General features: G+C 44.9%; 17 protein-coding genes. 13 read left to right on the top strand and 4 right to left on the bottom strand.

Translation table 11 applies throughout. The annotated features are described in order from the left end of the window. The first annotated feature begins 61 nt into the window (after positions 1-61). The 5 genes from ACN6MV_RS24025 (at position 62) to mtaB (ending at position 4,964) form a co-directional block, all read left to right on the top strand. Positions 62-640, top strand: coding sequence for a DNA-3-methyladenine glycosylase I (locus ACN6MV_RS24025; RefSeq protein ID WP_419886809.1), 579 nt, complete (start codon positions 62-64; stop codon positions 638-640). A 192-nt stretch (positions 641-832) separates the two neighbouring features. Beyond that, positions 833-1,888, top strand: a complete 1,056-nt coding sequence (gene prmA / locus ACN6MV_RS24020) for a 50S ribosomal protein L11 methyltransferase (RefSeq protein ID WP_419885023.1) — start codon at positions 833-835, stop codon at positions 1,886-1,888. Between the two features lie 2 nt (positions 1,889-1,890). Then, positions 1,891-2,574 (top strand): site-2 protease family protein, encoded by a 684-nt coding sequence (locus ACN6MV_RS24015; RefSeq protein WP_042130368.1) that lies wholly within the window; start codon positions 1,891-1,893, stop codon positions 2,572-2,574. Between the two features lie 278 nt (positions 2,575-2,852). Continuing rightward, positions 2,853-3,617, top strand: a complete 765-nt coding sequence (locus ACN6MV_RS24010) for an RsmE family RNA methyltransferase (protein WP_076117337.1) — start codon at positions 2,853-2,855, stop codon at positions 3,615-3,617. 3 nt (positions 3,618-3,620) lie between these two features. After that, positions 3,621-4,964: a tRNA (N(6)-L-threonylcarbamoyladenosine(37)-C(2))-methylthiotransferase MtaB gene (mtaB, locus tag ACN6MV_RS24005; RefSeq protein ID WP_042130364.1), complete on the top strand. Its 1,344-nt coding sequence runs from the start codon at positions 3,621-3,623 to the stop codon at positions 4,962-4,964. 939 nt (positions 4,965-5,903) lie between these two features. Here mtaB and ACN6MV_RS24000 read toward each other — a convergent pair. Together ACN6MV_RS24000 and ACN6MV_RS23995 are read right to left on the bottom strand one after the other, a co-directional pair. Continuing rightward, positions 5,904-6,230, bottom strand: a complete 327-nt coding sequence (locus ACN6MV_RS24000) for an AzlD domain-containing protein (RefSeq protein WP_076117335.1) — start codon at positions 6,228-6,230, stop codon at positions 5,904-5,906. Beyond that, complete coding sequence (locus tag ACN6MV_RS23995) at positions 6,221-6,955, bottom strand: AzlC family ABC transporter permease (RefSeq protein ID WP_042130361.1); 735 nt, start codon at positions 6,953-6,955, stop codon at positions 6,221-6,223. Before ACN6MV_RS23995 ends, ACN6MV_RS24000 begins: the two co-directional genes overlap by 10 nt. A gap of 209 nt (positions 6,956-7,164) precedes the next feature. On the opposite strand from ACN6MV_RS23995, the gene ACN6MV_RS23990 reads away from it, so the two are divergent. The 4 genes from ACN6MV_RS23990 (at position 7,165) to ACN6MV_RS23975 (ending at position 12,750) form a co-directional block, all read left to right on the top strand. Next, a complete protein-coding gene (locus ACN6MV_RS23990) occupies positions 7,165-9,393 on the top strand; it encodes a hypothetical protein (RefSeq protein WP_042130359.1) in 2,229 nt (742 codons plus the stop codon). A 143-nt stretch (positions 9,394-9,536) separates the two neighbouring features. Beyond that, positions 9,537-10,106 (top strand): ECF-type riboflavin transporter substrate-binding protein, encoded by a 570-nt coding sequence (locus ACN6MV_RS23985; protein ID WP_375103717.1) that lies wholly within the window; start codon positions 9,537-9,539, stop codon positions 10,104-10,106. Between the two features lie 110 nt (positions 10,107-10,216). Further along, positions 10,217-11,923 (top strand): ABC transporter ATP-binding protein, encoded by a 1,707-nt coding sequence (locus ACN6MV_RS23980; protein WP_042130355.1) that lies wholly within the window; start codon positions 10,217-10,219, stop codon positions 11,921-11,923. After that, positions 11,920-12,750, top strand: a complete 831-nt coding sequence (locus tag ACN6MV_RS23975) for an energy-coupling factor transporter transmembrane component T family protein (RefSeq protein ID WP_042130353.1) — start codon at positions 11,920-11,922, stop codon at positions 12,748-12,750. The genes ACN6MV_RS23980 and ACN6MV_RS23975 overlap by 4 nt, the downstream gene beginning before the upstream one ends. Before the next feature lie 53 nt (positions 12,751-12,803). Here the strand turns inward: ACN6MV_RS23975 and ACN6MV_RS23970 are convergent, their stop codons facing one another. Continuing rightward, positions 12,804-13,790: a Na/Pi cotransporter family protein gene (locus tag ACN6MV_RS23970; RefSeq protein ID WP_419885022.1), complete on the bottom strand. Its 987-nt coding sequence runs from the start codon at positions 13,788-13,790 to the stop codon at positions 12,804-12,806. Positions 13,791-13,889: 99 nt separating this feature from the next. Here ACN6MV_RS23970 and ACN6MV_RS23965 point away from each other — a divergent pair, with 99 nt between their 5' ends. Then, a complete protein-coding gene (locus ACN6MV_RS23965) occupies positions 13,890-15,314 on the top strand; it encodes a class I SAM-dependent rRNA methyltransferase (protein WP_419885021.1) in 1,425 nt (474 codons plus the stop codon). A 283-nt stretch (positions 15,315-15,597) separates the two neighbouring features. Here the strand turns inward: ACN6MV_RS23965 and ACN6MV_RS23960 are convergent, their stop codons facing one another. Continuing rightward, entirely contained in the window at positions 15,598-16,272 is a 675-nt protein-coding gene (locus ACN6MV_RS23960) for a DUF4097 family beta strand repeat-containing protein (protein WP_052414699.1), read from the bottom strand. A gap of 395 nt (positions 16,273-16,667) precedes the next feature. Here ACN6MV_RS23960 and ACN6MV_RS23955 point away from each other — a divergent pair, with 395 nt between their 5' ends. The 3 genes from ACN6MV_RS23955 to ACN6MV_RS23945 all read left to right on the top strand — a co-directional run bounded on the left by ACN6MV_RS23955 (position 16,668) and on the right by ACN6MV_RS23945 (position 25,576). After that, positions 16,668-17,462, top strand: coding sequence for a MerR family transcriptional regulator (locus tag ACN6MV_RS23955; RefSeq protein WP_419885020.1), 795 nt, complete (start codon positions 16,668-16,670; stop codon positions 17,460-17,462). A 471-nt stretch (positions 17,463-17,933) separates the two neighbouring features. After that, positions 17,934-21,446 (top strand): helicase-exonuclease AddAB subunit AddB, encoded by a 3,513-nt coding sequence (gene addB, locus ACN6MV_RS23950; RefSeq protein ID WP_419885019.1) that lies wholly within the window; start codon positions 17,934-17,936, stop codon positions 21,444-21,446. 2 nt (positions 21,447-21,448) lie between these two features. Next, positions 21,449-25,576, top strand: a complete 4,128-nt coding sequence (locus tag ACN6MV_RS23945; RefSeq protein ID WP_419886808.1) for a UvrD-helicase domain-containing protein — start codon at positions 21,449-21,451, stop codon at positions 25,574-25,576. Positions 25,577-25,593 lie beyond the last annotated feature (17 nt).

Here is a 25,593-nt window from a genome sequence, read left to right as displayed (position 1 = left end):
TTCGTATACAGTGAGTAGACGTTGTAAAGGTTTAGCTATGAATAATTAAAGGGGGAAAATGATGGAAGTCACTCGCTGTGCTTGGGTCAATGATGATCCTCTATATATTGCCTATCATGATGAAGAGTGGGGAAAGCCTCTGTATGGTGACCAAATGCTGTTTGAATTGCTTATGCTGGAAGGGATGCAGGCAGGGCTGAGCTGGTACACTGTACTAAAAAAACGGGCGCGTTTCAGAGAAGTATTTGACGGATTTGATCCGAATAAGATTGTTCATTATGATGAAGCCAAAATTGCAGAGCTAATGAGTGATCCAGGGATTATTAGAAATCGATTGAAAATTGATGCTATCATCCGTAATGCGGGTGTGTATTTGCAAATTTGCGAGGAATATGGCAGCTTTGCAGAGTATCTCTGGAGCTTTGTCGGAGGTGTGCCAACTATTAATCATTGGAAGACTCGTGCAGATGTACCTGCTTCGACGGTTCAGTCTGATGAGATGAGTAAGGCATTAAAGAAGAAAGGCATGAAGTTTGTGGGTACTACAATATGCTATGCTTTTATGCAAGCAATAGGGATGGTGGATGATCATTCGCTCAACTGCTTTTGCAGGCGCAAAGAGGATGTCGCAGGTCGTTGAGCTGTAGTTTGGCGTTACACCAATAAGAAATGTTATACTATGAAGCGAATGCTTTCGAAGCGAGTTTTGCACGAAGTAAATCAATGAAGCAAATGCTCACAAAACAAAGCCTATGCTTTCGAAGTCAGTTTTGCACGAAGTAAATTCAAGTGTAGCAAATGCTCACAAAACTTTTAGGAGGATTACATAAAGATGTTATGGCATGAAGTGACGATACATACAACAGAAGAAGCACAGGAAATGATTTCGAATTTTTTATATGAAGCTGGTGCGGGTGGGGTTTCTATCGAGGAATCCGGCACACTGAATAAAGAACGGGATACACGTTATGGTGAATTGTACGACCAACCTTTGAATGATATTCCTGAAGGGGAAGCGGTCATAAAAGGGTATTATGCCGATTCCACAGATATGGATGCTGTTATAGAAGAATTGACTCCACGGGTAGCCGAATTGCATGAGTACGGGATTGATCCAGGCAAAGCGTTGATTTCTTGGAAGACTGTGGATGAAGACGAATGGGCGCATGCTTGGAAGCAATATTTCAAACCGCTGCGGGTATCGGAGCGTCTCACGATTAAACCAACCTGGGAGGAGTATACGCCTGAGAACCCAGATGAAGCCATCATTGAGATCGACCCTGGCATGGCATTTGGTACAGGGACGCACCCTACAACAGCTCTGTGCCTCCGTGCACTTGAAAAGAACATTAGCGGCGGTGAAGAAGTTATCGATGTCGGCACCGGTTCAGGAATTCTGGCTGTAGGCGCGATGCTGCTAGGTGCAAAATCCGTATTGGCCTTAGATTTGGATCCGGTGGCTGTGGAAAGTGCACGGGAGAATGTAGCCCTTAACAAGCTTGAATCATCCATAACAGTAAAAGAGAGCGATCTTCTATCGCTGCTTGGCGGGGAAGGCGTAGCTGATACAGCGGCTGTAGAAATGTGGCCATCCGCTAGACCTGGTCACTCTCTAGAAGGAACCGTTTCTGCTAAGCAAGGACAAGAAAGCAGCCTTGGCGTGACATTGCCTGTACAAATTGTAGTTGCGAATATTTTGGCGGAAATCATCGTATTGTTTACGGATGATGTATACCGCGCGCTTCAACCTGGGGGTCTGTACATTACCTCTGGTATTTACAAGGATAAAGAAGGACTTGTGGCGAACGCGCTGAAAGCGTCTGGCTTTGAGATTATTGAAATATCCCGTGAGGAAGATTGGGTGGCGTTTACAGCCGGAAAGAGGTAAAGATGGATATATTACAAAATATAATTCGAGTAGATTTAGATCAGCTTCCTTTCCTGCTGATTACGATTTTAATTGCTTTTACAGTACATGAATTCAGTCATGCTTATTTCGCAAATAAGTTTGGTGACCCAACAGCAAGATTACTTGGCCGTATGACGCTTAATCCTGCTGTTCATTTCGATTTCTTTGGTATTTTGCTCCTGCTAGTTGCCGGCTTCGGTTGGGCACGTCCGGTTCCGGTAAACCGCGATAACTTTAGTCGTCCTCGTCTCATGGGAGTCATCGTGTCGGCTGCGGGACCAATCAGTAACCTGCTCTTAGGAATTATTGGTGCTATAATATACGGTGCACTTGCGGCAACTGGAGTTCTAGATAATATCTCGAATGATCGCATGCTTGAGGCTGTATACTTATTCTTTGGCACCTTCATTCAGTGGAACTTCTTTCTGTTTCTGTTCAATCTTATTCCGCTGCCGCCACTGGATGGCTATCGGATTGTGGAAGATATCGCCCCACGTTCGATCCGCGGCAAATTACAGCAGTTTGAACAATGGGCTGTATTCCTCTTTTTATTGATTCTGTTTATTCCTGGGCTACGGACTTATACGATTGATCCGCTAGCAATCTGGGCTAGTGAAATGTCGAGAACATTTGTACAGCTGTCACTAAGAATTTTTGGCAGCTAAGGCAAGGAATGAAGTCTGTTCAACCTTTGTCAAACATTGTATTATGTAATTTGATCAAAATTTGATAGTTGATTTTCGCCTGAGCCATATTTATATTTCTTGAAGAAACGGGTGACGTCCTCATACGGGCGACTAAGCCGTTTCTTCAAATATAATAAGGGATAAGTTTCGCGTTATACTTTATTACTTATATTTTTTGATTAAACGCTTACCGTCCTTATAAGGATGCCGAAGGCGTTTATATTTGTTACTGAATTCATGAACAGGATGATGATGAGATGCAGCGATATTTCGTTACACCGGAGCAGTTTGGTGCGGATACCGTGAGAATTGATGGGGAAGATGCCCGTCATATTGCTAAAGTGATGCGTGGTAAGGCAGGGGACAAGCTTATTGTGAGCGATGGTGTTTCCCGTGAGGCATTAGTAGAGATTGCGCAGATTGAAATTGGGGAGGTCACTGTGAACATCTTGGAGTCTCTGGAGATGATGCATGAACCTCGAATTAAAATTACAGTAGCTCAGAGCTTGCCTAAGGCTGATAAGATGGAAACGGTCATTCAGAAGTGCACAGAGATTGGTGCTGTGAGCTTTGTTCCTTTTCTGTCAGAGCGCACGATAGTGCAATACGACGAGCGTAAGGAAAGCAAACGACTGGATCGCTGGCGTAAAATTTGTAAGGAAGCTGCCGAACAGGCTCACCGGAATATCGTTCCGGCTGTAGCCTCACCTCTTTCTTGGAAACAGCTCTTGCAGACTTTTAGCGAGTATGATGCCGTTTATTTCTGCTATGAAAAAGAGGAAGGCTTGCAACTTCGTAGCAGTGTTGCGCCTTGGTTAGCATCGCTCTCGCCAGAGACTGGTGGGAAGGTAATGGTAGTAGTAGGTCCTGAGGGAGGCTTTACGCCGGAGGAATGCCAAAAGGCAGAGGAAGCCGGGGCAGTATCCGTAGGACTAGGTCGGCGTATTCTGCGCTGTGAGACAGCGGGCATGGTTGCCGCTGCTTGTATTTTATATGAATCTGGAGAAATGGGAGGAGCTTAAGAGATGCCATCCGTAGCGTTTTATACTTTAGGTTGTAAAGTGAATTTCTATGATACCGAAGCCATTTGGCAGCTATTTAAAAATGAAGGTTACGAGCAGGTTGATTTCGAGGGTCCCGCCGATGTATATCTGATTAATACTTGTACTGTAACTAACACAGGTGACAAAAAAAGCCGTCAAATGATCCGCCGTGCCGTGCGCCGTAATCCGGAGGCTATCGTAGCCGTAACAGGCTGTTACGCGCAAACTTCGCCTGGGGAGATTCTAGATATTCCTGGAGTCGATCTTGTTATTGGTAACCAGGACCGCGATCAGATTATGACGCATGTGAAGAACATTGAAGCCTCACGCCAGCCGGTTAACGCTGTGCGTAATATTATGAAGACACGTGAGTTCGAAGAGATGGATGTACCGGGCTTTGCGGATCGGACGCGTGCGTTTATGAAGATTCAGGATGGTTGCAACAACTTCTGCACCTTCTGTATCATTCCATGGTCGCGGGGGCTGTCCCGCAGTCGTGATCCCAAAAGCATTGTCGCTCAAGCGCATCAATTGGTAGAAGCAGGTTATAAGGAGTTTGTACTTACGGGTATTCATACCGGAGGCTACGGCGATGATCTGGATAATTACCGTCTCTCCGATTTGCTGTGGGATCTAGATAAGGTGGATGGACTGGAACGGGTACGTATCAGTTCTATCGAAGCTAGTCAGATTGATGAGAAGCTGCTTGAGGTGCTGAACCGTTCCTCCAAAATGTGCCGTCATCTGCATATCCCGCTACAAGCCGGACATAATGATGTGCTGAAGGCGATGCGCCGTAAATATACGACCGAAGAATATTACGCCAAAATGCAATTGATCCGCCAGGCGATGCCAGATGTGGGAATTACCACTGACGTTATCGTTGGATTTCCGGGTGAGACCGATGAGATGTTCCGTGCAGGTTACGATTTCATGAAAGCTATAAATTACTCCGAGATGCATGTATTCCCTTATTCCAAGCGGACAGGTACGCCTGCAGCACGGATGGAGAATCAGATCGACGAGGAGATCAAAAATGTACGCGTTCAGGAACTGATTGATCTATCTGAAGAGATGCAATTAGCTTATGCCCGTAAGTTTGTTGGACAGACGCTTAGCGTAATTCCAGAAAGATCAGCCAAGGGTGCGCCGGGTCGCAGTACGCAACATGGTTTCAGTGATAACTATTTACAGGTGTTCTTTGAGGGTGAGGATTCACTTCAAGGCGAACTTTGTGATGTGAAGATCACCGAAGCTGGTGTGAATGAATGCCGAGGCGAATTGATCGGGGTAAGTCAGAGCGGTCTTAAGCAGGCTGTTCGTTAAGGAATAGATGTTAGTTAAAAGACAGCAGAGGAGCAATTCTCCCGTTAATGGAGAATTGCTCCTTTGTGTTTTTGGCGTTGGCTGAGGAATGCAACCGCATAGCCGAGGAATAGCTGCTATATGAGAGAGGCATAGCTCTCTCCTAATCTTGCGGTTCTCTATGGGATACTAGCATGCTTTTTATCCATTTGAGCATACTTGCGGACTCCAAGGAAAATTTTCTTGGGAAAGTGGTACATATATTAGCAGTGATTTTGCAAAGTAGGCCAAAACTACGCCCGTATCGCCCGAAAGGTGGGAAATGTGAGAAAGAGGTGTATAAATCCCCCAGATAACCGCCCGGAAGGCGCGAAACGACTGAAAGAGGTGTATAAATCCCCCAAATAACGCTCGGAAGGCGCGAAACGGCTGAAAGAGGTGTATAAATCCCCCAGATAACGCCCGAATGGCGCGAAACGGCTGAAAGAGGTGTATAAATCCCCCAGATAACGCTCGAATGGCGCGAACCGGCTGAAAGAGGTGTATAAATCCCCCAGATAATGCTCAGAAGGCGCGGAACGACTGAAAGAGAAGCTCTCGCTTACAATCACTACAAATGACTTGTACTACGTCATCTTTTTAACACTTTTATGGACGAAACTGGCATGATGAATCATGATCCATTACGCAGAAAAATTGTTTTTTACGAAACTTCTGATGTATCTGGTGTTTTTTTATGCCAACAGCGACTAAGGGAGGTTCGATAGTGACCCAAATGGAGTGCATAAAATGCACCCAAAAAAACACCAATTAAAGTACTAATAATTCACCAAATATAACACCAAATAATGAGCTACTCCTGATAACGAATTCTTAAGCGTAGCGCCAAGAAGTAGTCAGATAAGAGATGGGTGCATCAGCAGCCACTGCAATTCATGGCTTTTGGGGTCCCCTGCATGTTCAAAAAAACATCCGCAGAATCATAACTGAAATTACACCTGCCAGTACAGTGCCGAGTAAACTACGGGTTTTTATCGCGATCCAAAAAGTAGGAATTGCTGCAAAAAGCTCAATATTATTGGCTATAGGTGAGAATTTTCCATCATTCAAGAAGATCTCCTGACCTATTAATGCCGCCATGACAGAGATAGGGACATAATTTAACCAGCGCATTCCCCATTCTGGTAATTCAAAACGGCTTAGAATCATTAATGGAACCACCCTTGGAATGAAGGTCACCAAAGCTGCCCCCAGAATGATCAACAGAACATCCCATCTTACTTCCATTTTTCAAACACCATCCCTATTGTAGATGCAATAACTGTTGCGATAATCACTCCAACACTACTGGAGAACAGGAAGGAGCTTCCTATAGCTATGGTCACTGCAAGGATTGCGACAACTAAATCAAGTCTTATTTTTTTGCGGTCCATCATGGAAATCACAAGGATGCCGATAAACATGGCGGGTAACGCAAACTGCAAACCGAATTGATCCGGATCTGAAATCCACTGGGCCAAAAAAGCACCGGCTATATTTGCAAGAAACCAGTTTAAATAAGCGGTGATGTTAAGTCCGTGCATCCATTGTTCACTGATTTGCTCCTTATTCAAGGTTTGATTGATGGCGACACCGAAGGTCTCATCGGTTAATAAAGAACCAACCAGCATATTTCGCAGTGGGGTAAGATGTCGGAAATAAGGTGAAAGAGCTGCGCTAAGCAAAATATGACGAAGATTAACGATAAAAATCGTAATGATAATGGCCGCAGGCGAGCTGCTTACGGCTATCATTCCAGCAGCTATAAACTGAGCTGATCCCGCGTAAAGAATCAGACTGATTAAGGCAATCTCAGCAATGCTGAGTCCGGCAGTCTTTTGAACAACCCCTGCGGCAAGTCCGATGCTCAAATAACCGAGTAGTGTGGGAATGCAATCTTTTACCCCTTTAAGGAAGCTATCTTCCTGTTTTGGAGAAGGGATTGCCTCTAGTTGAACGTTCTCTGTACTCATCGTAACCCCCTTGGTTCAATAAAGAATGTAGTAGCTAGCATATTACTTCCTTATATATTGATCAACCCTTACCTTTTCATCTAGTCTGAAAGTCCTGAATTTGGCTTTATGGAGTTATAGGGTAAACACTTGGTGTACAATTGTCGATATAAGTAAAAGAGTGTGGGTTTAAACCACCAAACGACATTATAGCCTAAGGGAGAGAACAAATGACTGTGTACAGGAAAATGACGAAAATACTCCTCATCATGATATTGTTAGCTACTGCGGTTTTTCCGGTAAGTGTCTTTGCAGCTACCGGCGACATCAACTCGATCGAATTCGAAAGCTCAGCCAAAGTGCAGCTTACGGTTGGACAAACGCCAAAGCAACTGAAGGTATATGCGAATGTGGAAGGATCCTCCTCCAAAAGAGATGTGACTGGCGCAGTGGTATGGAATTCTTCTAACACTAACGCTGTAAAAGTAGTAAATGGTCTTTTGACTCCAATAGATAGCGGGAAAGCTATTATTACAGCTACTTATAATCATGCGTTAGCTACTATTGAAGTAGAGGTTTCACATCCGATCAAAGAATTGAAGCTCGAATATAGCTCCGAGGGGAACTATAAGTTGGGTGATGAAGAGGATAAATTGCTGGTTAAAGCCAATGCAATTGGTGGCGATACAGCAACTTCTGCAAAGGATGTAACGGCTGATACCACTTGGAGCAGCTCCAATGCAAGCGTATTAACGATTGCAGAAGGTAAGATTACCCTGGCAGGTGAAGGTACTTCAACCATTACTGCTAAATACAAGGACTTAACAGCAACCTTCAAAGCAGTAGTTAAATTGCCTTATTCCGGGATTGAGATTAAGAATGATGATGATACCCTTGTTAAGGAAATTGAAATGCTCGTTGGCGATAATCCGGTGAAAGTAGCTGCGTTTACCAAAGAGACTACAAAATCGACCGCAAATGATATTACCGCGAAAGCGGAATGGTCTTCTTCTAATACAAGTGTTGCTACGGTAGATAAGGGAGAAATTAAAGTCCTATCTGCAGGAAAAGCTGTAATTACAGTAGCTTATCTGGGAATTACACAAACAGTGGATGTATATGTACGTGCTCCTTTTGAGGCATTAATGTTAACCCCATCAGGCGATCAATTCTTGTTCATGGGTGAGAGTTTGAACGTTAAAGCAGAGGTTCGGGATGCTGCGAATTCCACTCCGAATGTATCGGGTAGTGCAGTATGGACTTCAGACAATCAGCTCGCGGTAACGGTTACTGCGGGAAGTGATACTGCAGCAGTCACTGCAAAAGCAGTGGGAACTTCGACTGTTAAAGCAGAACATATGGGCGTTAGTAAGAGCTTTAAAGTAACTGTATATCCAACGATTACAAACCTGGAAGCTGATAAGACGGAGCTGGATATTTTCACAGAGGATTCCGTAAGTTTGCCGAAGGTAAACGGAACCAAGCTGGATGAAACGAAGCTAGATCTTAGTCAAGAAATCGAATGGACTTCTGCCAATGATGAAATTGCCACTATCAAGGATGGCAAGCTTGTTGCTGAAGCAGCTGGTACTGTTAATATTGTCGGCAAAATAAAATCCGAGAACCCTACCTCCTCCAAGGCGGCAATCCGGGATAAAAGTGTTGTAGTGAGTGTTACAGTTAAGGATAAGGTACATATCTTGCTAGGACCAGAGGAGAACTTTGTGGTTGTTACTGGCGAAGAGAAGGCCGTTCCTGAAGTAAAAGCTGTGATGGAAAATGGGAATGAACTCGATGCTACTGGCACTATGGAATGGGAAATTACTGGTACAAATGCAATTATCAAGACAACAGCTTCCGGTAAGGTAATCAAAGGATTGGTAAAGGGCTCTGCAACTTTAAAGGGAACCTACGCTAATAAGACGATCAGCATCCCGGTGACCATTGAACAAAAGGTTACTAAGCTTGTTGTAGAACCAAATGCGATCGAACTGAACATTAAAGGCTCTAAATCTATAAAGGTAACGGCTTACTACTCAAACGGCAAGACGGGGAATATTTCTAGTAGCATGAACTGGGAGTCCTCGAATGAGGCAGTTGCAACGGTTAAAAGTACATCCGTTAAAGCCATAGCTGAAGGAACAGCAACGTTATCAGGTTCTTATCAAGGGATTGCTACTAGTGTCAAAATTAATGTAGTTCCTAAACTAATGAAGTTGACTGTTAACGAAAATAGACTGAAGATGGCTCCGGGAGCTGTGCAGAATGCAGTTGTGACTGCGCAGTATGATACGGGGAAGACGGCCATTGTTACTGGAAGTGCAGCGTGGACCAGCTCTAAGCCTTCTGTAGCAAGAGTATCTGCTAGTGGGCAAATTGTAGCTGTGAGCAAAGGAACGGCATCTATTAAAGGTAAGATTGGCACCAAGACAGTGACGGTAACCGTTACGGTGAAATAGATAGAGCAAGCTACTTGTATAAAAGATCTTGGGTCTGCAAAGCCAACATCATGTTGCTTTGCAGATTTTTTTATTTTAGTCTATAGTAATTCCGACTATTCCGATGTATAATCACATAAAATAAAGAAGACGCGTTGGGGGAGATGAAAAAGATGGCAAAACAAAAGGTGTTATCGATCAAGACCATTGTAGCGATTGGTATCGGTTCTGCTTTATTCGTTATATTGGGCAGGTTCGGTTCGATTCCATCCGGAATTCCAAACACTAACATTGAAACTACATACGCTTTACTAGCATTGTTCGCACTGTTGTACGGTCCGTTTGCCGGATTACTTATTGGCCTGATCGGCCATACATTGAAGGATGCAATTTTTTACGGTTCCCCTTGGTTCAGTTGGGTGATCGCTTCTGGAATTGTTGGTCTCGTCATTGGTCTGCTGGTGGCTAGAATTGGGATTCATGATGGGGAGTTCGGACGAAAGGAACTGATTCGTTTTAATCTGGCTCAGATTGTAGCGAATGCAATCGCCTGGTTCTTAGTAGCACCTGTACTAGATATTCTAATCTATGCGGAACCAGCGAATAAAGTATTCACTCAAGGACTTATCGCCGGAGCATCCAATATAGTCACTGTGGCAGTGATTGGCTCACTACTTGCAATTGCATATGCTAAGACAAGAACGAAGCAAGGCAGCTTGACCAGAGAAGCCTGAGTAGCATATAATCCAAACCAAAAGCCGGTGGAGATCACCGGCTTTTTTATGGCTATTGAACATCTAATGGTTGTGAATATCTTCAAACGAAGCTAAGAGGAAGGTCAAGGATGAGAAAAGCAGTGATTGAATTTAAGGATTTCAGTTTTCAATATCGAGCACAGCAAGAACCTACACTCACAGGTATCAACTTAACGATTGCCGAAGGGGAAAAGGTGCTTATCGTAGGACCCTCAGGCTCTGGAAAAAGTACGCTGGCTCATTGTATAAACGGACTCATCCCTTTTGCCTATAAAGGTGAAATGTCTGGATCATTGCAAATTATGGGTCAGGAGCAGAAAGAACTAAGTATCGCAGCATTGTCGGATCAGATAGGGACAGTATTGCAAGACCCGGACGGACAGTTTGTGGGATTAACGGTTGGAGAGGACATCGCCTTCAGTCTGGAGAATCAAGCGGTTCAGCAGGCTGAGATGAAAGAAAGAGTAGTAGTTGCGGCAACAGCGGTGGATATCCAAGATTATTTGGGATCTTCACCTCAGGAACTGTCCGGCGGACAGAAGCAGAAAACAACCTTAGCCGGTGTTCTGGTTGGTGATGTGGACATCCTGCTGTTTGATGAGCCTTTGGCAAACTTAGATCCATATACCGGCACAAAAGCGATAGAGCTCATTGACCGAGTGCAAAAAGAGACCGGCAAGACAGTTATTATTATCGAGCACCGACTAGAGGAAGTACTGCACCGTGTGGTGGACCGCATTATTGTGATCCATGACGGACGCGTAGCGGCGGATATGCCTTCCGCTGAGCTGTTAAGCACTGAGCTACTTTCAGAGGTAGGTATTCGGGAACCTCTTTATTTGGCGGCTTTAAAGTATGCAGGTTGTACGATTACATCAGATATGAATCCACAGCATATAAACGATATTCAGTTGGAGGCTTGTTCAAGTAAACTTAAAACCTGGTATGACAACAATAATGCGCGACAGGATAAGGTGGATAGTCCACCTATACTTGAGCTGCGAGATATTTCTTTTGGATACGTGAGAAATCAGCCTGTGCTGCATAAGCTTAACCTTTTCATCAATAAAGGAGAGATGCTTTGTATTGCTGGTCGAAATGGGGCAGGAAAATCCACGGTATCTAAGCTAATCTGTGGATTTTATAAGCCCACCTCCGGATCGATACTGATGAACGGAAGAGACATTGCCAAGGATACGATTAAGGAGCGGGCAGAGCGGATCGGTTTCGTGATGCAGAATCCAAATCATATGATTTCTAAGACGCTATTATATGATGAGGTTGCGCTAGGCCTTAAGTTACGAGGCGTGTCAGAGGAGCTTATTCGTGAGCGTGTGCATCATGTTTTGAAAATATGTGGTCTATATGCTTTTCGTAGCTGGCCGATCTCGGCGCTCAGCTATGGTCAGAAAAAACGTGTTACTATTGCGTCTATTATGATTCTAGAGCCGGAACTCATCATTTTGGATGAGCCGACTGCAGCTCAGGATTATAGGCACTATAACGAAATGATGGAATTCCTTCTCACGCTGCGGGCGCAGGGAATGACGGTCATTATGATTACGCATGACATGCATCTTATGCTGGAGTATGCTGATAGAGCTGTAGTGTTATCTGATGGAGTGAAGCTTGCGGATGACAGACCAGAGCGAGTATTAACCAATATAGAAGTGGTTAGGAATGCTAACTTAAAGGAAACCTCACTATTTACATTGGCTATGAAGGCCCAATTGGATCAGCCAGAAGAGTTTGTAAGAAGATTTATTGCATATGATAGGAGGAGCCGGGGCGGATGAAGGCCACAATGTTAACTTTTACGAAGCAGGATTCACCTATTCACCGTCTTACAGGCGCCACTAAGCTGATTTTATTTATAGTATGGTCTGTGACAGGGATGATTACATATGATACAAGATGTCTGATAGTGATGCTGCTATTTAGTTTAATTGCCTTTAGAATCTCTAAAGTTCAATTTCAGGATTACGCCTTTGTACTATATTTTATCTTGATATTCTTTGTGCTTAATCATATAGCTATCTTTATTTTCTCTCCATTGGAAGGTGTAAAGGTTTACGGTTCACGTCATGATATTGTTCATCTTGTAGGTCGGTATACCGTTACATGGGAGCAACTATTCTATCAATTAAATATTGCACTTAAATATGCAGTAGTAATTCCTATGGCGTTATTGTTTCTTTTAACCACAAATCCCAGTGAATTCGCAGCATCCTTAAACCGGATTGGTGTGAACTATAAAATCGCATATTCTGTATCGCTCGCGCTGCGGTACATTCCGGATATCCAAAGAGATTATGAGAATATTTCGTTCTCTGCTCAGGCACGAGGAATAGACATCTCTCGAAAAGAAAAGCTGCCTAAGCGGCTTAAAAATATCATTTCGATTCTTATGCCCTTGATTCTGACTAGCATTGAGCGAATTGAGAATATTAGTACGGCTATGGAATTACGTGGCTTTGGAACTAAGAGCAAACGGACTTGGTACAGCAGTCGTCCGTTCTCCAAAAACGATTATATTGCCTTGATCTTATTCGCTCTGATCGCAATATCCTCGACAGTAATTACATTTTACGATGGATCGCGGTTTTATAATATTTTCGATTGAAGTATAATAGTACAGTTGTGGAAAGTTTGGGTTTTAGGCGTTACAGTATATCGTTACGATTGAAGACGTTTCTCCAGTCTTGACCATACAGGCAGGTAACATAATGGGAGTGCGATTAGCGAGCATACTACATTAAAAATAGTCTGTGCATGGGCGATTTGTGAGGCGACCCCTCCGCCAATCCATGCAGCAGTTGCTTGTAGGGGCCCGATAAGTGGCAGGAATAACAACGCTCCGCCAATGTTAAGGGCTACATGCGACCAAGCGACGAAGACACCAGATGATGAGCCGCCGATGGAAGCAATGACAGCTGTGACGCAGGTGCCGACGTTAGCACCGAGCACGATGGCTATGCCGAGCTCTGGGGGCATGGCACCCGAGGCAGCAATGCTCATTGCCATGGCAATAACCGCTGCACTGCTATGTAGCAGGGCTGTTAGACAGGCGCCAGCGGCTAGTCCCCACAGGACACTTGTGGCGGCGTGATCCAGGAACCAGAGGAATAGGCCACTCTCCTGAAGTGTCCCGCCGATGGACTGCATAACTGCGATTCCCCATAGGACTAGGGCGAATCCTGATACAGCCAGGCTGATGAATTGCAGCGGCTCTGATATTTTTCGGCACAGTATTGCCGCTCGTGACGTATGTGGTAACTCGCCTACTATAACCGCTGCTGCCCACAGACTCAGCGAGCCAGCCAGCAGTGGCGAGGCCATGGAATTGATGTGAAGTCCGATCAATTCTGTAGTCAAAGTGGTGCCGATGTTGCTACCTAAGATAATGCCGAGTGTACGAGCATAGGTGAGCAGGCCGGCATTTACCATGCCGATGGTGAGTACGGTTACTGCAGTGCTGCTCTGGAGCAGGGCTGACAGTACGCTGCTTGCAATCAAGCCTTTAATAGGTGTAGAAGTAGCCTTATTCAGGCTTGTAGTTAACAGAGGGCCTGCAAGCTTGGACAACGCGGTTTCCATTAGCTTCATGCCAGCCAGAAAAATGACAAGACCATATATGATAGGGAAAAGCAGATCACGGAACATAGGGCATACTCCTTTGGACGAGGGTTGTACACCAATATATGAAAGTAACGTGTAGGACATGTATAAAATCATTTTTAGAAAAACAGGGAGTTGAAGTTATTGGCATCGGTTATTTTAGAACGTAATCGCAAAAAGAGACTAGAACAGGGCCATCCATGGGTCTACGCAGGTGAAGTGGCATCAGTAGAAGGAAACCCAGAAGCAGGAGGATTGGTTGATGTCCTTAATCATCAAGGTCGGTTTCTGGCTGTAGGATATTACAATCCAGCATCACAAATTCGGGTGAGAATTGTATCACAGGGACCTTTGGCTATCATGGACACCGCTTTTTTCGCTGAGCGGTTCGAGAATTGTCTGCAGCATAGAAATCGGTTCCTGCCGGGAGCAGATGCTTACCGTTTGGTATATGGTGAAGCGGACTTTTTACCAGGGCTTATTGCGGATCGGTTCGGAGATATTCTAGTTGTGCAGCTGCTTACACTCGGAATGGACAAGCGCCGTACAGAGATTGTTGAAGCACTTGTACAGGTTATGGCACCGCGTGGTGTTTATGAACGCAGTGATGTTAGCGTGCGCGAGCTGGAAGGGTTGGAGCAGACTACAGGGGTGCTATACGGGGAATGTCCACGGCATGTTACTGTAAGTGAGAATGGCTTGAAGCTGGTAGTAGATATTGAAGAAGGCCAGAAGACAGGTTATTTCTTTGATCAGCGTGAGAATAGAGCATCCATTGCGCCACTCATGAAGGGCTGGGGTGGACGAAGCGGCATAACACTGCAAGAAATCGAAACAGAAGACGGCTCGCTACAGACTTTGCCGGTAAATAAGAGTGGTAAACACGTAACCTTCCCTTATTGGGATGGTGCTACAGTGCTGGAATGCTTCTCGCACACAGGCAGCTTCACTCTGCATGCATGCAAATATGGCGCGAAAAAAGTAACCTGCCTAGATGTTTCCGCTCATGCTATAGAGAGTGCGAAGGTCAATGTGGAGCTGAATGGCTTTAGTGACCGAGTGGAATTTGTAGTGGATGATGCTTTTGCCTATCTGCGCAATCAGGTCAAGGGGCTGGAGGAACGTTCAGAGCGGGCGACGGTTGCAAGCGGAACGGAATCAACAGCAGCGACTACAAATGCTAAATATGGGGGCAAAGCAACCAAAACCGATACCTCCAAACCGATGACAGCAGGTGGAGGCAGAACTTGGGATGTAGTTATCCTAGACCCTCCAGCGTTTGCCAAAACTAAAAGTGCAGTAGCAGGTGCATGCCGCGGTTATAAGGATATTAATCTGCATGGCATGAAGCTGGTGAATGAAGGTGGATATTTGGTTACAGCAAGTTGTTCGTACCACATGCAGCCGGACCTATTCCTCGAAACGATTGCAGACGCAGCAAAAGATGCTGGTAAAGTATTGAGACTTGTGGAATGGCGTGCCGCAGGAAAAGACCATCCGCAGATTCTAGGCGTTAACGAAGGACACTATCTGAAGTTTGCGATTTTTGAAGTGCGGAGTAAGAAGTAAGCTGACTGTTCACATATAGGTAATGGATTTTAATCCGTAAAAGGAGTCCTCATTTGAGGTCTCCTTTTGCGGATTTTTTGTTATGTTCTGAAAAAAAAGTTGAATTCGGGATTAACAAGGTTTGTCCACTTAGTCCGAAAAGTTGCCAAAACAGCACGAAATTCATGAATAGCGACTCCTGAGTCCGAATGTAATCCAGAAAGTATAAGCCGCTGTAATGCGGCTTATACTTTATTTTGAAGGAAGTCACGATCAAGCTTAATTTTGGCTCTCGGGTACATCACTACTCAGAAAATTGTAAGTTAATATCGCCGTTATTTGTATAAGCAGATAGTTTTTTTGAACCATTCTCTTTATTGGCAGGCAAATTGCTATCACCTTTTTTTACCTTGCTTAAGATCGCGAAATCATCATATGACCCTGAAATTGAACCGCTAATATTTCCGTTTTTTGTTTCAAGGGTTATAGCCGTCCCTACATTCAATTTGTCCAGTTGGATATTTCCGTTATTTATGTTTACTTCCACTGTCCCTAAAAACATGATTGTTGGTAATACGATACTTTCATTTGATGTTTTTAAACTCAAATTTTTTAAAGTTGCATCAGGTATCCATACCTGAATAGTTCTGGTTACTTGCGAGCCTTTTCCTCCGATATAGTCGTTCCATTCCTTATTACTGTCACTTACCATTGACAGTTCTTTATCGTCAGATAGATCAATCTTGTAAAAATCTTTCTCACTTTCATAGTAAACAATATGAATTTGTTCATCTTTAGATTGGAGGATATTTATTTTTTTGTCTTTTACATCAATTGTTAAGGTATCGATCTTTTGGGCAGGTATGGTGTAATTTTTTTCCTCCATGGAAGTGGAGTCGGAGGAACATCCTGCTAATGATATCAATAGTGTCACCAATATGCCTATAGTAGTTAGTAATTTTTTTGCAGTACTTTTCATTATAAAACGCTCCTTCGTTAAATCATTTTTCTTTTAAATATAGCCTGTCCTACGAATGCCAATCTTAAGCTGTTATGCAGACAAGTTCCGATATGCAACAAAGCATTAGAGTTGAACAAATAATATTGAAAAAGTCTACCAAATATGTTGCAAGGGTTGGATTGGAATAAATACACAAAATGATAGTCACTAAAGTAGGATCTGTCAGCCGACCATACCAATATGACTGCATAGACAGCAATACATGTTTGATAATCCTTTGATACATGGTTTAGTTCTTCATGTTTGCCTTCCTTTCTGGTAATAAATTCATTTTGTATTTCGTTGCGTTTATCAGTCGCATATGTTTTAATCATCATAAACTTTTGTGTTACAAAAAGGTCAAGAGGGTAGATATGAAGAACTATTTTACAATTAAGCAAGCAGCAGAGATCGTAGAGATGACCACTGAGACCTTGCGGCACTATGATCGTATTGGATTAGTCAAGCCATGCCATAAAGATGAATTATCGGGATATCGATACTATTCCGAGCAGGAGCTCGTAAAGCTGCAAACCATTGAACTGCTCAAAGCAATGGATCTTACTTTAATGGATATTAAAGATATTTTGCAGCAGAATGATCTCTCTAAAGTAATTGCATTTCTAAAACAAGCAGAAAAAAGAGCAGACGATAAAATTGCTCGTCTGCAGTATGCAAAATCGAAAATTAAACGTGCCTATCTACATTATGAAAATAAGTTCCACGACGGTTATAGTCAAAGTGAAAATTACTTTGTCAGACACATAGAGGAAAGGGTAATTATGCTTTCGAATAAAATGGAAAGCCCCACACTTAAGAATTTATGGGACTATCACAGACATTTCTATCAACAAATCGAAACGTCTCTGCATTCAGAATTTCTGTTTGAAGATATGGCAGGAATGTTCACGACTGAAGGAATAACACAATTATTTGCTGTTTGCTTGAAATATCCGTCTTTAGAGGGGCTGACTGTGCTACCAGAAGGGGACTATCTGTGTGCAATTTGTACCGAAGAGAATAAGAATGCTGTATTACAAAATTTACTTGAAAGGGCAAAGACGGAATACGATGTGTGTCCAGATTTTGTTCTTCATAATATTATTGTGACTGGAATATTGCAGTGGGATTATCAGATACAACTGTTCATTAAAAAACGCTCATGTTAGATTAAATACAAAGGAAAAGGTTTAGGAAAAGAAAAATGTTTGATTGAAAGTCGCTAATTTAGCGGCTTTTTTTGATTAAGGAATCACGTTTCTTGCCCCTGACTGAGGACAAGGACGTTATACTTCGCCGATTAGATAACTAACTGGCAGATTAACGCTATAAGCGAACCCGAATCTCGAACCCTAACTCTACGCTCCAAACAGAAAGCATCGAACGTTGCGCACCGGGTATTAACAAACTAGAAATACTAAACAGCAAGTCACCAAAATACGATAGTTGCTGTTTATTTCGTAGTTTTTTTATTGTGAATCATTAGAAAATACTAGCAAACGCATGTTCTGATTTGTGCAGTTATGCTATACTGAGGGGACGAGGAACGACTGAACTTTTTCATTTGAACATCATCACACGGTGAGTATTTCACCTTGTATCATATACATTTTCTCCGCTACGGAAGGAGTCTATCATTTATGTCGGTAACCTTTTTACTAGGCCGCTCAGGCAGTGGCAAGACAACAAAAATATGGGAGTCTATCTCTTCTTCATTAGAGAAGGAGCCTCTTGGCGCACCGATCATTATTCTAGTACCAGAGCAAGGTTCTTTTGGAGCAGAACGGGGGCTTCTCACCGTAGGGAATGTGAAGGGGAGCATTCGGGCGCAGACACTAAGCTTTTCTCGGCTTGCCTATCGGGTGAAACAGGAAACTGGGGGTAGCGCTAGCCTGCCTATCAGTGAAGAAGGCAAAAAGATGTTAATTTATAAAATTATCCGCCGTCGCAAAGAGGAACTAAAATTGTTCGGTGCCTCAGCAGACAGACCGGGTTTTGTGGAACGGCTGAATCAACTGCATACGGAGATGAAGCGTTGTTGCTTGGCTTCCACTGATTTAGAGGAACAGTTGTCTGCAATGCGAGGCGCTATTGCAAGAAGCCCTATTCTTGAAGGAAAGCTGGATGATTTACAGGTGGTATTCAGCGATTTAGAGAAGGAGATGTCGCGTCTCTACATCGATGAAGAGGATCGTTTAGCGGAACTAGCTGAGCATATTCCTGATTCCTCCTACATTCGTGGAGCGGAGATTTGGGTAGATGGGTTCCATGGCTTTACCCCACAGGAATTCGTAGTGCTTAGAGAATTAATGCAGCAAGCATCGAAGTTGACCGTCTCACTTACACTTGATCGCTCCTATCCCTATGGAGATCAGTTGAATGAGCTTGAATTATTTCACCCAACTGCGGTTACTTACATTAAACTGCGTGGAATAGCTGAAGAGCTGGGCATGGATGTGTGGGACGAGCTTTTGGAGCCAGCGGTTCTTCCGCGTTTTGAAGAAAGTCCTGCTCTTGCTCATCTCGAAAGGGGATATGACCGTCGAAAGGTCTGGTTTGGTGCAGATGAACTGGCAAATGAAGCAATATCTATAGGTGCAGCAGTTTCTCACAGAGCAGAGGTTGAGGGAGCGCTGCGTGAAATGATCAGGCTGGCACGAGATGAAGGTGCAAAATATGGTGAAATGGCCGTATTAATGCGTAATATTGGAGATTACGAACAGCTGATTAAACCGTTGTTCCAAGATTATGGAGTGCCATTTTTTCTGGACCAGAAGGTAAATGAGCTGCATCATCCATTGGTAGAGTTTGTACGTTCCGCATTGGATGTAGTGCGTCGACGCTGGCGCTTCGAGGATGTTTTCCGCTGCGTAAAGACAGAGCTTTTGCTGCCGCTGGACGGGAGTATTACGCGTGAGGATATGGATGATTTAGAGAATTATGTGCTGGCTTGTGGGATTCAAGGGTATCGCTGGACGGATGGCCGTTCTTGGAAAGGAATTCCTAGCTTGTCGCTGGAAGGCGGCAGACAGATGGATGAAGAACTGCTTGCTACGATGGAACGATGCCGTGCCAGTATAACGGGTCCTCTATTTGCTTTTGAGAAACGGATACAGAAGAGTAGAAGCGGTCTTGAACTTTGTACCGCCGTGTACAAGCTGCTGGATGAGACGGATGTTGCTCGAAAGCTGGAGAAACTTAGTGTTGATTCTATGGAGAAGGGGCAACCCGAGAAGGCTAGAGAACATAGTCAGCTGTGGGGTGCAGTGCTTGATCTGCTTGATCAGATCGTTGAAATGATGGGTAACGAAAGACTTGAATTTGATGTGTTCACCGGAGTCCTAGAGACAGGACTTGCTGAGCTTAAGATGGGACTTGTTCCTCCCGCGCTCGATCAAGTACTGGTTGGTAACATGGATCGGACTCGACCAACGGGAGTTAAATACGCTTTTTTGCTTGGATTTAATGAAGGTGTTGTGCCTGCGCAGTTTAAGGAAGATGGAATTCTCTCGGAAGGCGAACGCTCTGTGCTTGAGAACGCCGGTATGGAGCTTGCTCCTGGTGCTTCTCGTAAGCTGCTGGACGAGCGGTTTTTGATCTATAATGCGCTAACGACAGGAAGTCGAAAGCTCTGGATTAGCTACGCCACAGCTGATGATGAGGGCAAGGCGCTTCTTCCCTCTGAGGTAATCCGTCATTTGTATAGAATGTTCCCAAGGGTTCATGAGCACATCCTATCCACACTTCCCTCTGCGGGACTACCAGATGAAGTCAGAGATTCCATTCACCTGGGTTACATTGGTCATCCAGAACAGAGTCTTCGTGCATTGATTATGCAGCTACGCCAGTGGCGTCAAGGGACCGAGATCCCTGTATTGTGGTGGGATGTTTATAATTGGTTTGCGTCTGATGAGAAACGAAGCCTCGAACTGAAACGTCTGCTCAGTTCATTGTTTTATCGTAATGAGGGAACGAAGCTAAAGCGTGGTACTAGCCTGCGATTGTATGGGGGATCGACACTGCGCGGCAGTGTGTCCCGGATGGAGAAGTTTGTTGCTTGCTCCTTCTCCCATTTTGCATCCTACGGACTTAGATTGAAGGAACGCCAGCTATATAAGCTGCAAGCACCTGATATTGGACAACTGTTCCATGCTGCGTTAAGTGACATGGCGGTAAGACTGAAAGAAGAGGGCCGCGGCTGGGGAAGCTTGTCTCCAGAGGAATGCCGGCGTGAGGCAAGTGAAACGGTAGAACGTTTATCGCCGATGCTACAGGGTGAAATTCTGATGAGCTCTAAACGTTACGGATACATTTCCCGCAAGCTAAAGAACATTGTTGGACGTGCTTCTGTGATTCTGGGCGAGCATGCCCGCCGAGGTAGCTTTGAGCCGGTAGGGCTGGAGCTGGATTTTGGACCGGATAAGGAGTTGCCTCCTTTAAGAATTACGCTGCCGAATGGCTGTGTGATGGAGGTTGTTGGACGGATTGACCGTGTAGACATGGCCCGTGGAGAGAATGGAATTCTTCTGCGAGTAATTGATTATAAATCGTCTCAAAAAGATCTCAAACTGCATGAAGTGTACTATGGATTATCGCTACAGATGCTGACCTATCTGGATGTGCTGCTTACGTACTCGGAGCAATGGCTCGGGCAACCGGCGCTTCCAGCAGGGACACTGTATTTCCACGTACATGACCCACTGTTAACCTCATCTAACGGGATGAACAAGGAACAGGCAGAACAAGAATTGCTGAAACGCTTCAAGATGAAAGGACTGCTTACAGCAGACCGCGAGGTAGTATCCTTGATGGATACGACTTTAGACAAAGGGTATTCTTCTATCGTGCCTGTAGCAGTAAAAGCTGATGGCAGTTTTTATAGTAGTGCTTCTGTAGCTACACCAGAGCAATGGGGGCACTTATTATCATCCGTTCGGGGAACGATCTCGGATATCGGGACACGCATTACGGAAGGTGATGTGGCGATTGAGCCATACCGGATTGGGCAGGAGACAGCCTGCACATTCTGTTCCTTTAGACCCGTCTGCCAGTTCGATGAAGCCGTGGAAGGTAATGGCTACAACAATCTGGGTAAGCCAGGGAAGGACGTTATTTGGGATCTGCTGTCCCGCAAAGGAGGAACTACACCGTGAGTATGAAGTCTGAAATAGAATCGAAACCGGAAGGAAGCATATGGAGTGATGACCAGTGGCGCGCCATTGCTGAGAGCGGTGATGATATCCTCGTTGCCGCGGCGGCAGGTTCCGGTAAGACAGCGGTACTTGTAGAACGGATTATTCGCAAAATCAGCAAGGAAGAGAATGGCTTTAGCGTAGATAGATTGCTAGTAGCTACGTTTACCAAAGCTGCTGCTGCCGAGATGCGCCAGCGGATTAGGGAAGCACTCGATCGGGAGCTTGAGGAGAATGGAGAAAATGACCATTTACGCCGTCAGCTGTCGTTGCTTGGGAAAGCCTCGATTACAACACTACACTCCTTCTGTCTGGAAGTGATCCGGCGTTACTATCAGATTATTCCTATAGATCCCGGTTTCCGTATCCTGAACGAACATGAAGCAGAGATGATGCGGCAGGAGCTGCTTCAAGAGCTACTGGAGGAAAAATATGGTGAAGTGGGTGAAGATGGCGCGGATAGTGTATTTGTACAGCTTGCTGACTGGTTCAGTGGTGAACGCAGTGATGATGCGGTACATGCGCTCATACAGCGACTGCATGATTATGCCCGCAGCCATCCTTGGCCAGAGCAGTGGCTTCGTGATACCGCAGCTGATTTCTCATTACCAGACACAGATAGCTTAGGCCGAACTCCTTGGGTGCTAAGTATTCTTGAAGAAGCGAAGCTGACCCTTGCGGGTGCAGCTAGTCAGCTTATCCAAGGCCGGGAGATTGCGCTACAGCCGGGTGGTCCGGCGCCTTATGCCGAGAATCTGACGGCCGATCTTGAGATGGTAAATGCATTGCAGGAGGCCGTGAATGAACGGCCATGGGCAGAATTATATGATATTTTCATGGAAGTATACTTTGGGAAATTGAAAGCTTGTAAGAAGGATTCGACAGATCCTGGACTGCAGGAAATGGTTAAAGAACTGCGCGATAGTGTGAAGAAGAGTATTTTAGATCTTCAGAAGGCATTGTTTGGCCGTCCTGCCGATGTTTTTTTGCGTGAACTGAACGAGGCGGCTCCTCTTATGGCAGAGCTTGCTGAGACGGTGATAGCATTCGGTGAACGTTACCGAGTCGAAAAAGCAGGACGGGGTCTCGTCGACTTCAGTGATTTGGAGCATTATTGTCTGCAAATTTTACGTCATCCAGATTCTCTACCGGGCCATTCCCTGCCTTCTGATGCAGCGATGGAGTACCGTGCCCAATTCGATGAGGTTCTGTTAGATGAATATCAAGATACGAATAGTGTGCAAGAAGAGATTGTGCGGCTTATCTCCCGCGAAATACCTGGTAACCGATTTATGGTCGGAGATATGAAGCAAAGTATTTATCGGTTCCGTCTGGCAGAGCCGGGGCTGTTCCTGGATAAATACCGCAGCTTTGGCTCTAATAATGCCGGAGGTGGCAGCAATACAGTAGGCGAATCCGAGTTAAGCGAGTTATCTGATAAGCCTAATGAATCGTCCGGAGGTTCGGTTATCGATCTAGCACGTAATTTCCGTAGTCGTATGGAGGTTGTAAATGCCGTAAATATGATTTTTCGGCAGATTATGAACGAGACTGTGGCGGAGATTACTTATGACGAACGTGCTGAGCTTGTGTATGGTGCGAATTTCCCGGGTGCAGCAGAGAAGGGGCCAGATACTTTTTTTGCACCGGAGCTATTATTGATCGATCGCGGAGCGGCAGCAGGTAAAGTAGAAGAGACTTCTGAGGACAGTGAGACTCCACTTCAGGAGAGTGAAGCCATTGAGAGTGAGACTGCGCAACTGGAAGCACGGGCGATTGCTCGGCGTATTTCACAGATGACTGGCCTGAATGGCGGATCCCCGCTGCTGATTTATGATAAAGGGCTTAAGATTATGCGCCCAGTGATTTATGGTGATATCGTGATTTTGCTTCGTTCGGCGAGAATATGGACCCCTTTAATCATCGAAGAGCTGCGGATGGAGGGAATCCCTGCTTATGGAGATCTGAATAAAGGATATTTTGAAGCCACAGAAGTAGAAATTGCACTTTCACTCTTAAAAATAGTTGATAATCCTCAGCAGGATATTCCACTCGCTGGTGTGCTTCGGTCACCTGTTGTTGGTTTATCTGAAGAGGAGCTGGCTACAGTTCGGATGTGCAGCCATGGTTCTTTCTATCGTGCTGTAAAAGTGGCAGTGAACATGCAAGGTGTAAAAGAAAATGAGGAAGAGTATGATCTTTTCTCAGCCCATGAAATGGAATCGGCAAGCACCGCTGATATAAATACGTTCTCTAATGAGGCCTCTTTTGACAATAGCGTTCATGATGTAGGAGCAGAAAGTGAAGCTGTACCGCAGATCAACCCAGAGTTGAAGCGTAAGCTTGAGAATTTCCTGAGACAGCTTGATAGCTGGAGAGATGCAGCTAGACAAGGCAGTCTTAGTGAGCTGATCTGGCGTATTTATGGTGAGAGCGGCTATCTGGAGTGGGTTGGAGGACTGCCTGGAGGCTCGCAGCGCCAGAACAATCTTAAGGCTTTATATGATCGGGCGGTTCAATTTGAGAATGATACTGCGGCGCGTGGGTTGTTCCGTTTTCTGGTGTTCATTTCACGGCTTCGTGAGAATGGCGGAGATCTTGGTGTAGCAGGTGGCAGTGGTGAAGAGGGCAACGGGGTCAGAATAATGACCATCCATAAATCCAAAGGCTTGGAGTTCCCTGTTGTTTTTATAGCGGGTATGGCGAAGCAGTTTAATCGGCAGGATCTGCACTCTCCATTCCTTATGCACAAAGAACTCGGCTTCGGACCACGTTTTGTGGAGCGGGAAACACGTGTCAGCTACCCAACGCTTCCTTATTTGGCTATTAATCGTCGTACACGACTTGAATTATTGGCTGAGGAAATGCGGGTGTTATATGTAGCTTTAACTCGGCCGAGAGATAAGATGATTCTAGTCGGAACCGTAAGAGATTTACCAAGGAAAATCGCTAGCTGGAGCAGTGTGCAGAATCGGGAAGAGCTGTTGCTTGCCGATCATTTATTAGCCCGGGGACGTAGCTATTTGGACTGGGTTGGACCGGCATTGATCCGGCATCCGGCAGCGGCTATTCTTCGTAAGCTAGGTGGTTCAGAAGGTACTTTCTCGACAGTGCTGCACAGCGATATCTCGAACTGGAGCATCACCGTACAGAATGCTTCCGACCTGAATTCAGGGGCATTCCTTCCAGCGGATAACGCTGAAGACAAAGCAGAAGAACGTCTAACTGTACTCAAGGCGCTGCAAAAAGGTGCATCTGTAAATGTTTATAGATCAGAGAATAGCGAAGAGATTGCAAGAAGACTAGAATGGCCTTATCCGTATACGGCTGCCTCTGGCATTCCTGCCAAAACCTCTGTTACGGAGTTAAAAGCTTTGTTGTCGATGCAGGACCAGCCTTCTTATGATCTCCTAGAGGAAGGCGGCCACCCTGCTACCTCAACAGAAAACAATAAACGTAGAAATGTGGCAGGAGCAGACAGTCTTTATTTACGTCGTCCGAAATTTATGGAGAAACGCAGTCTAACCCCAGCGGATCGCGGGACAGCCTACCATACAGTTATGCAGCATATTCCGCTTGAGGGTTCAGTTGACCCTAAGGTTGTGGAAGAAACATTAGCACGACTAGAGAGAGTGGCTATTCTAACTGCTGAGCAGGTGGAGGCGGTGGAACCGGCTCAGATAGAGGCCTTTTATACGAATGAACTTGGTCGTAGATTAATAGATTCTTCTTGGAAGCTTAGAGAAATGCCTTTCAGTTATATGGTTCCCGCAGACGAGGCTTATAGAGGGCTCGATTATATGAATAAAGCCGTATCAGAGCTAAACCCAGAGAATCATAATGAAAGCTTTAGTGAAGCTGTGCTGATCCAAGGGGTGATTGACTGCCTGTTCTGTGAAGAGGACCGGATCATTCTGCTAGACTATAAGACGGACTCTGTTTTAGAACATCAGGGTGGGATAGAAGCGCTTAAGGAAAAATATCGTTTTCAGCTAGAGTTATACAGCAAGGCATTACAAGATATTTTGGGAGAACCGATCAGCGAAATTTGGCTGTACTTTTTTGACGGCGGACATGCTGTGAAATTATAAATCTATTCATTGCCGCA

Source organism: Paenibacillus sp. B-A-8, from assembly GCF_048572915.1.
Taxonomy (GTDB): Bacteria; Bacillota; Bacilli; order Paenibacillales; family Paenibacillaceae; genus Paenibacillus_AQ.
This window is presented reverse-complemented; position numbering and strand designations above follow the sequence as displayed.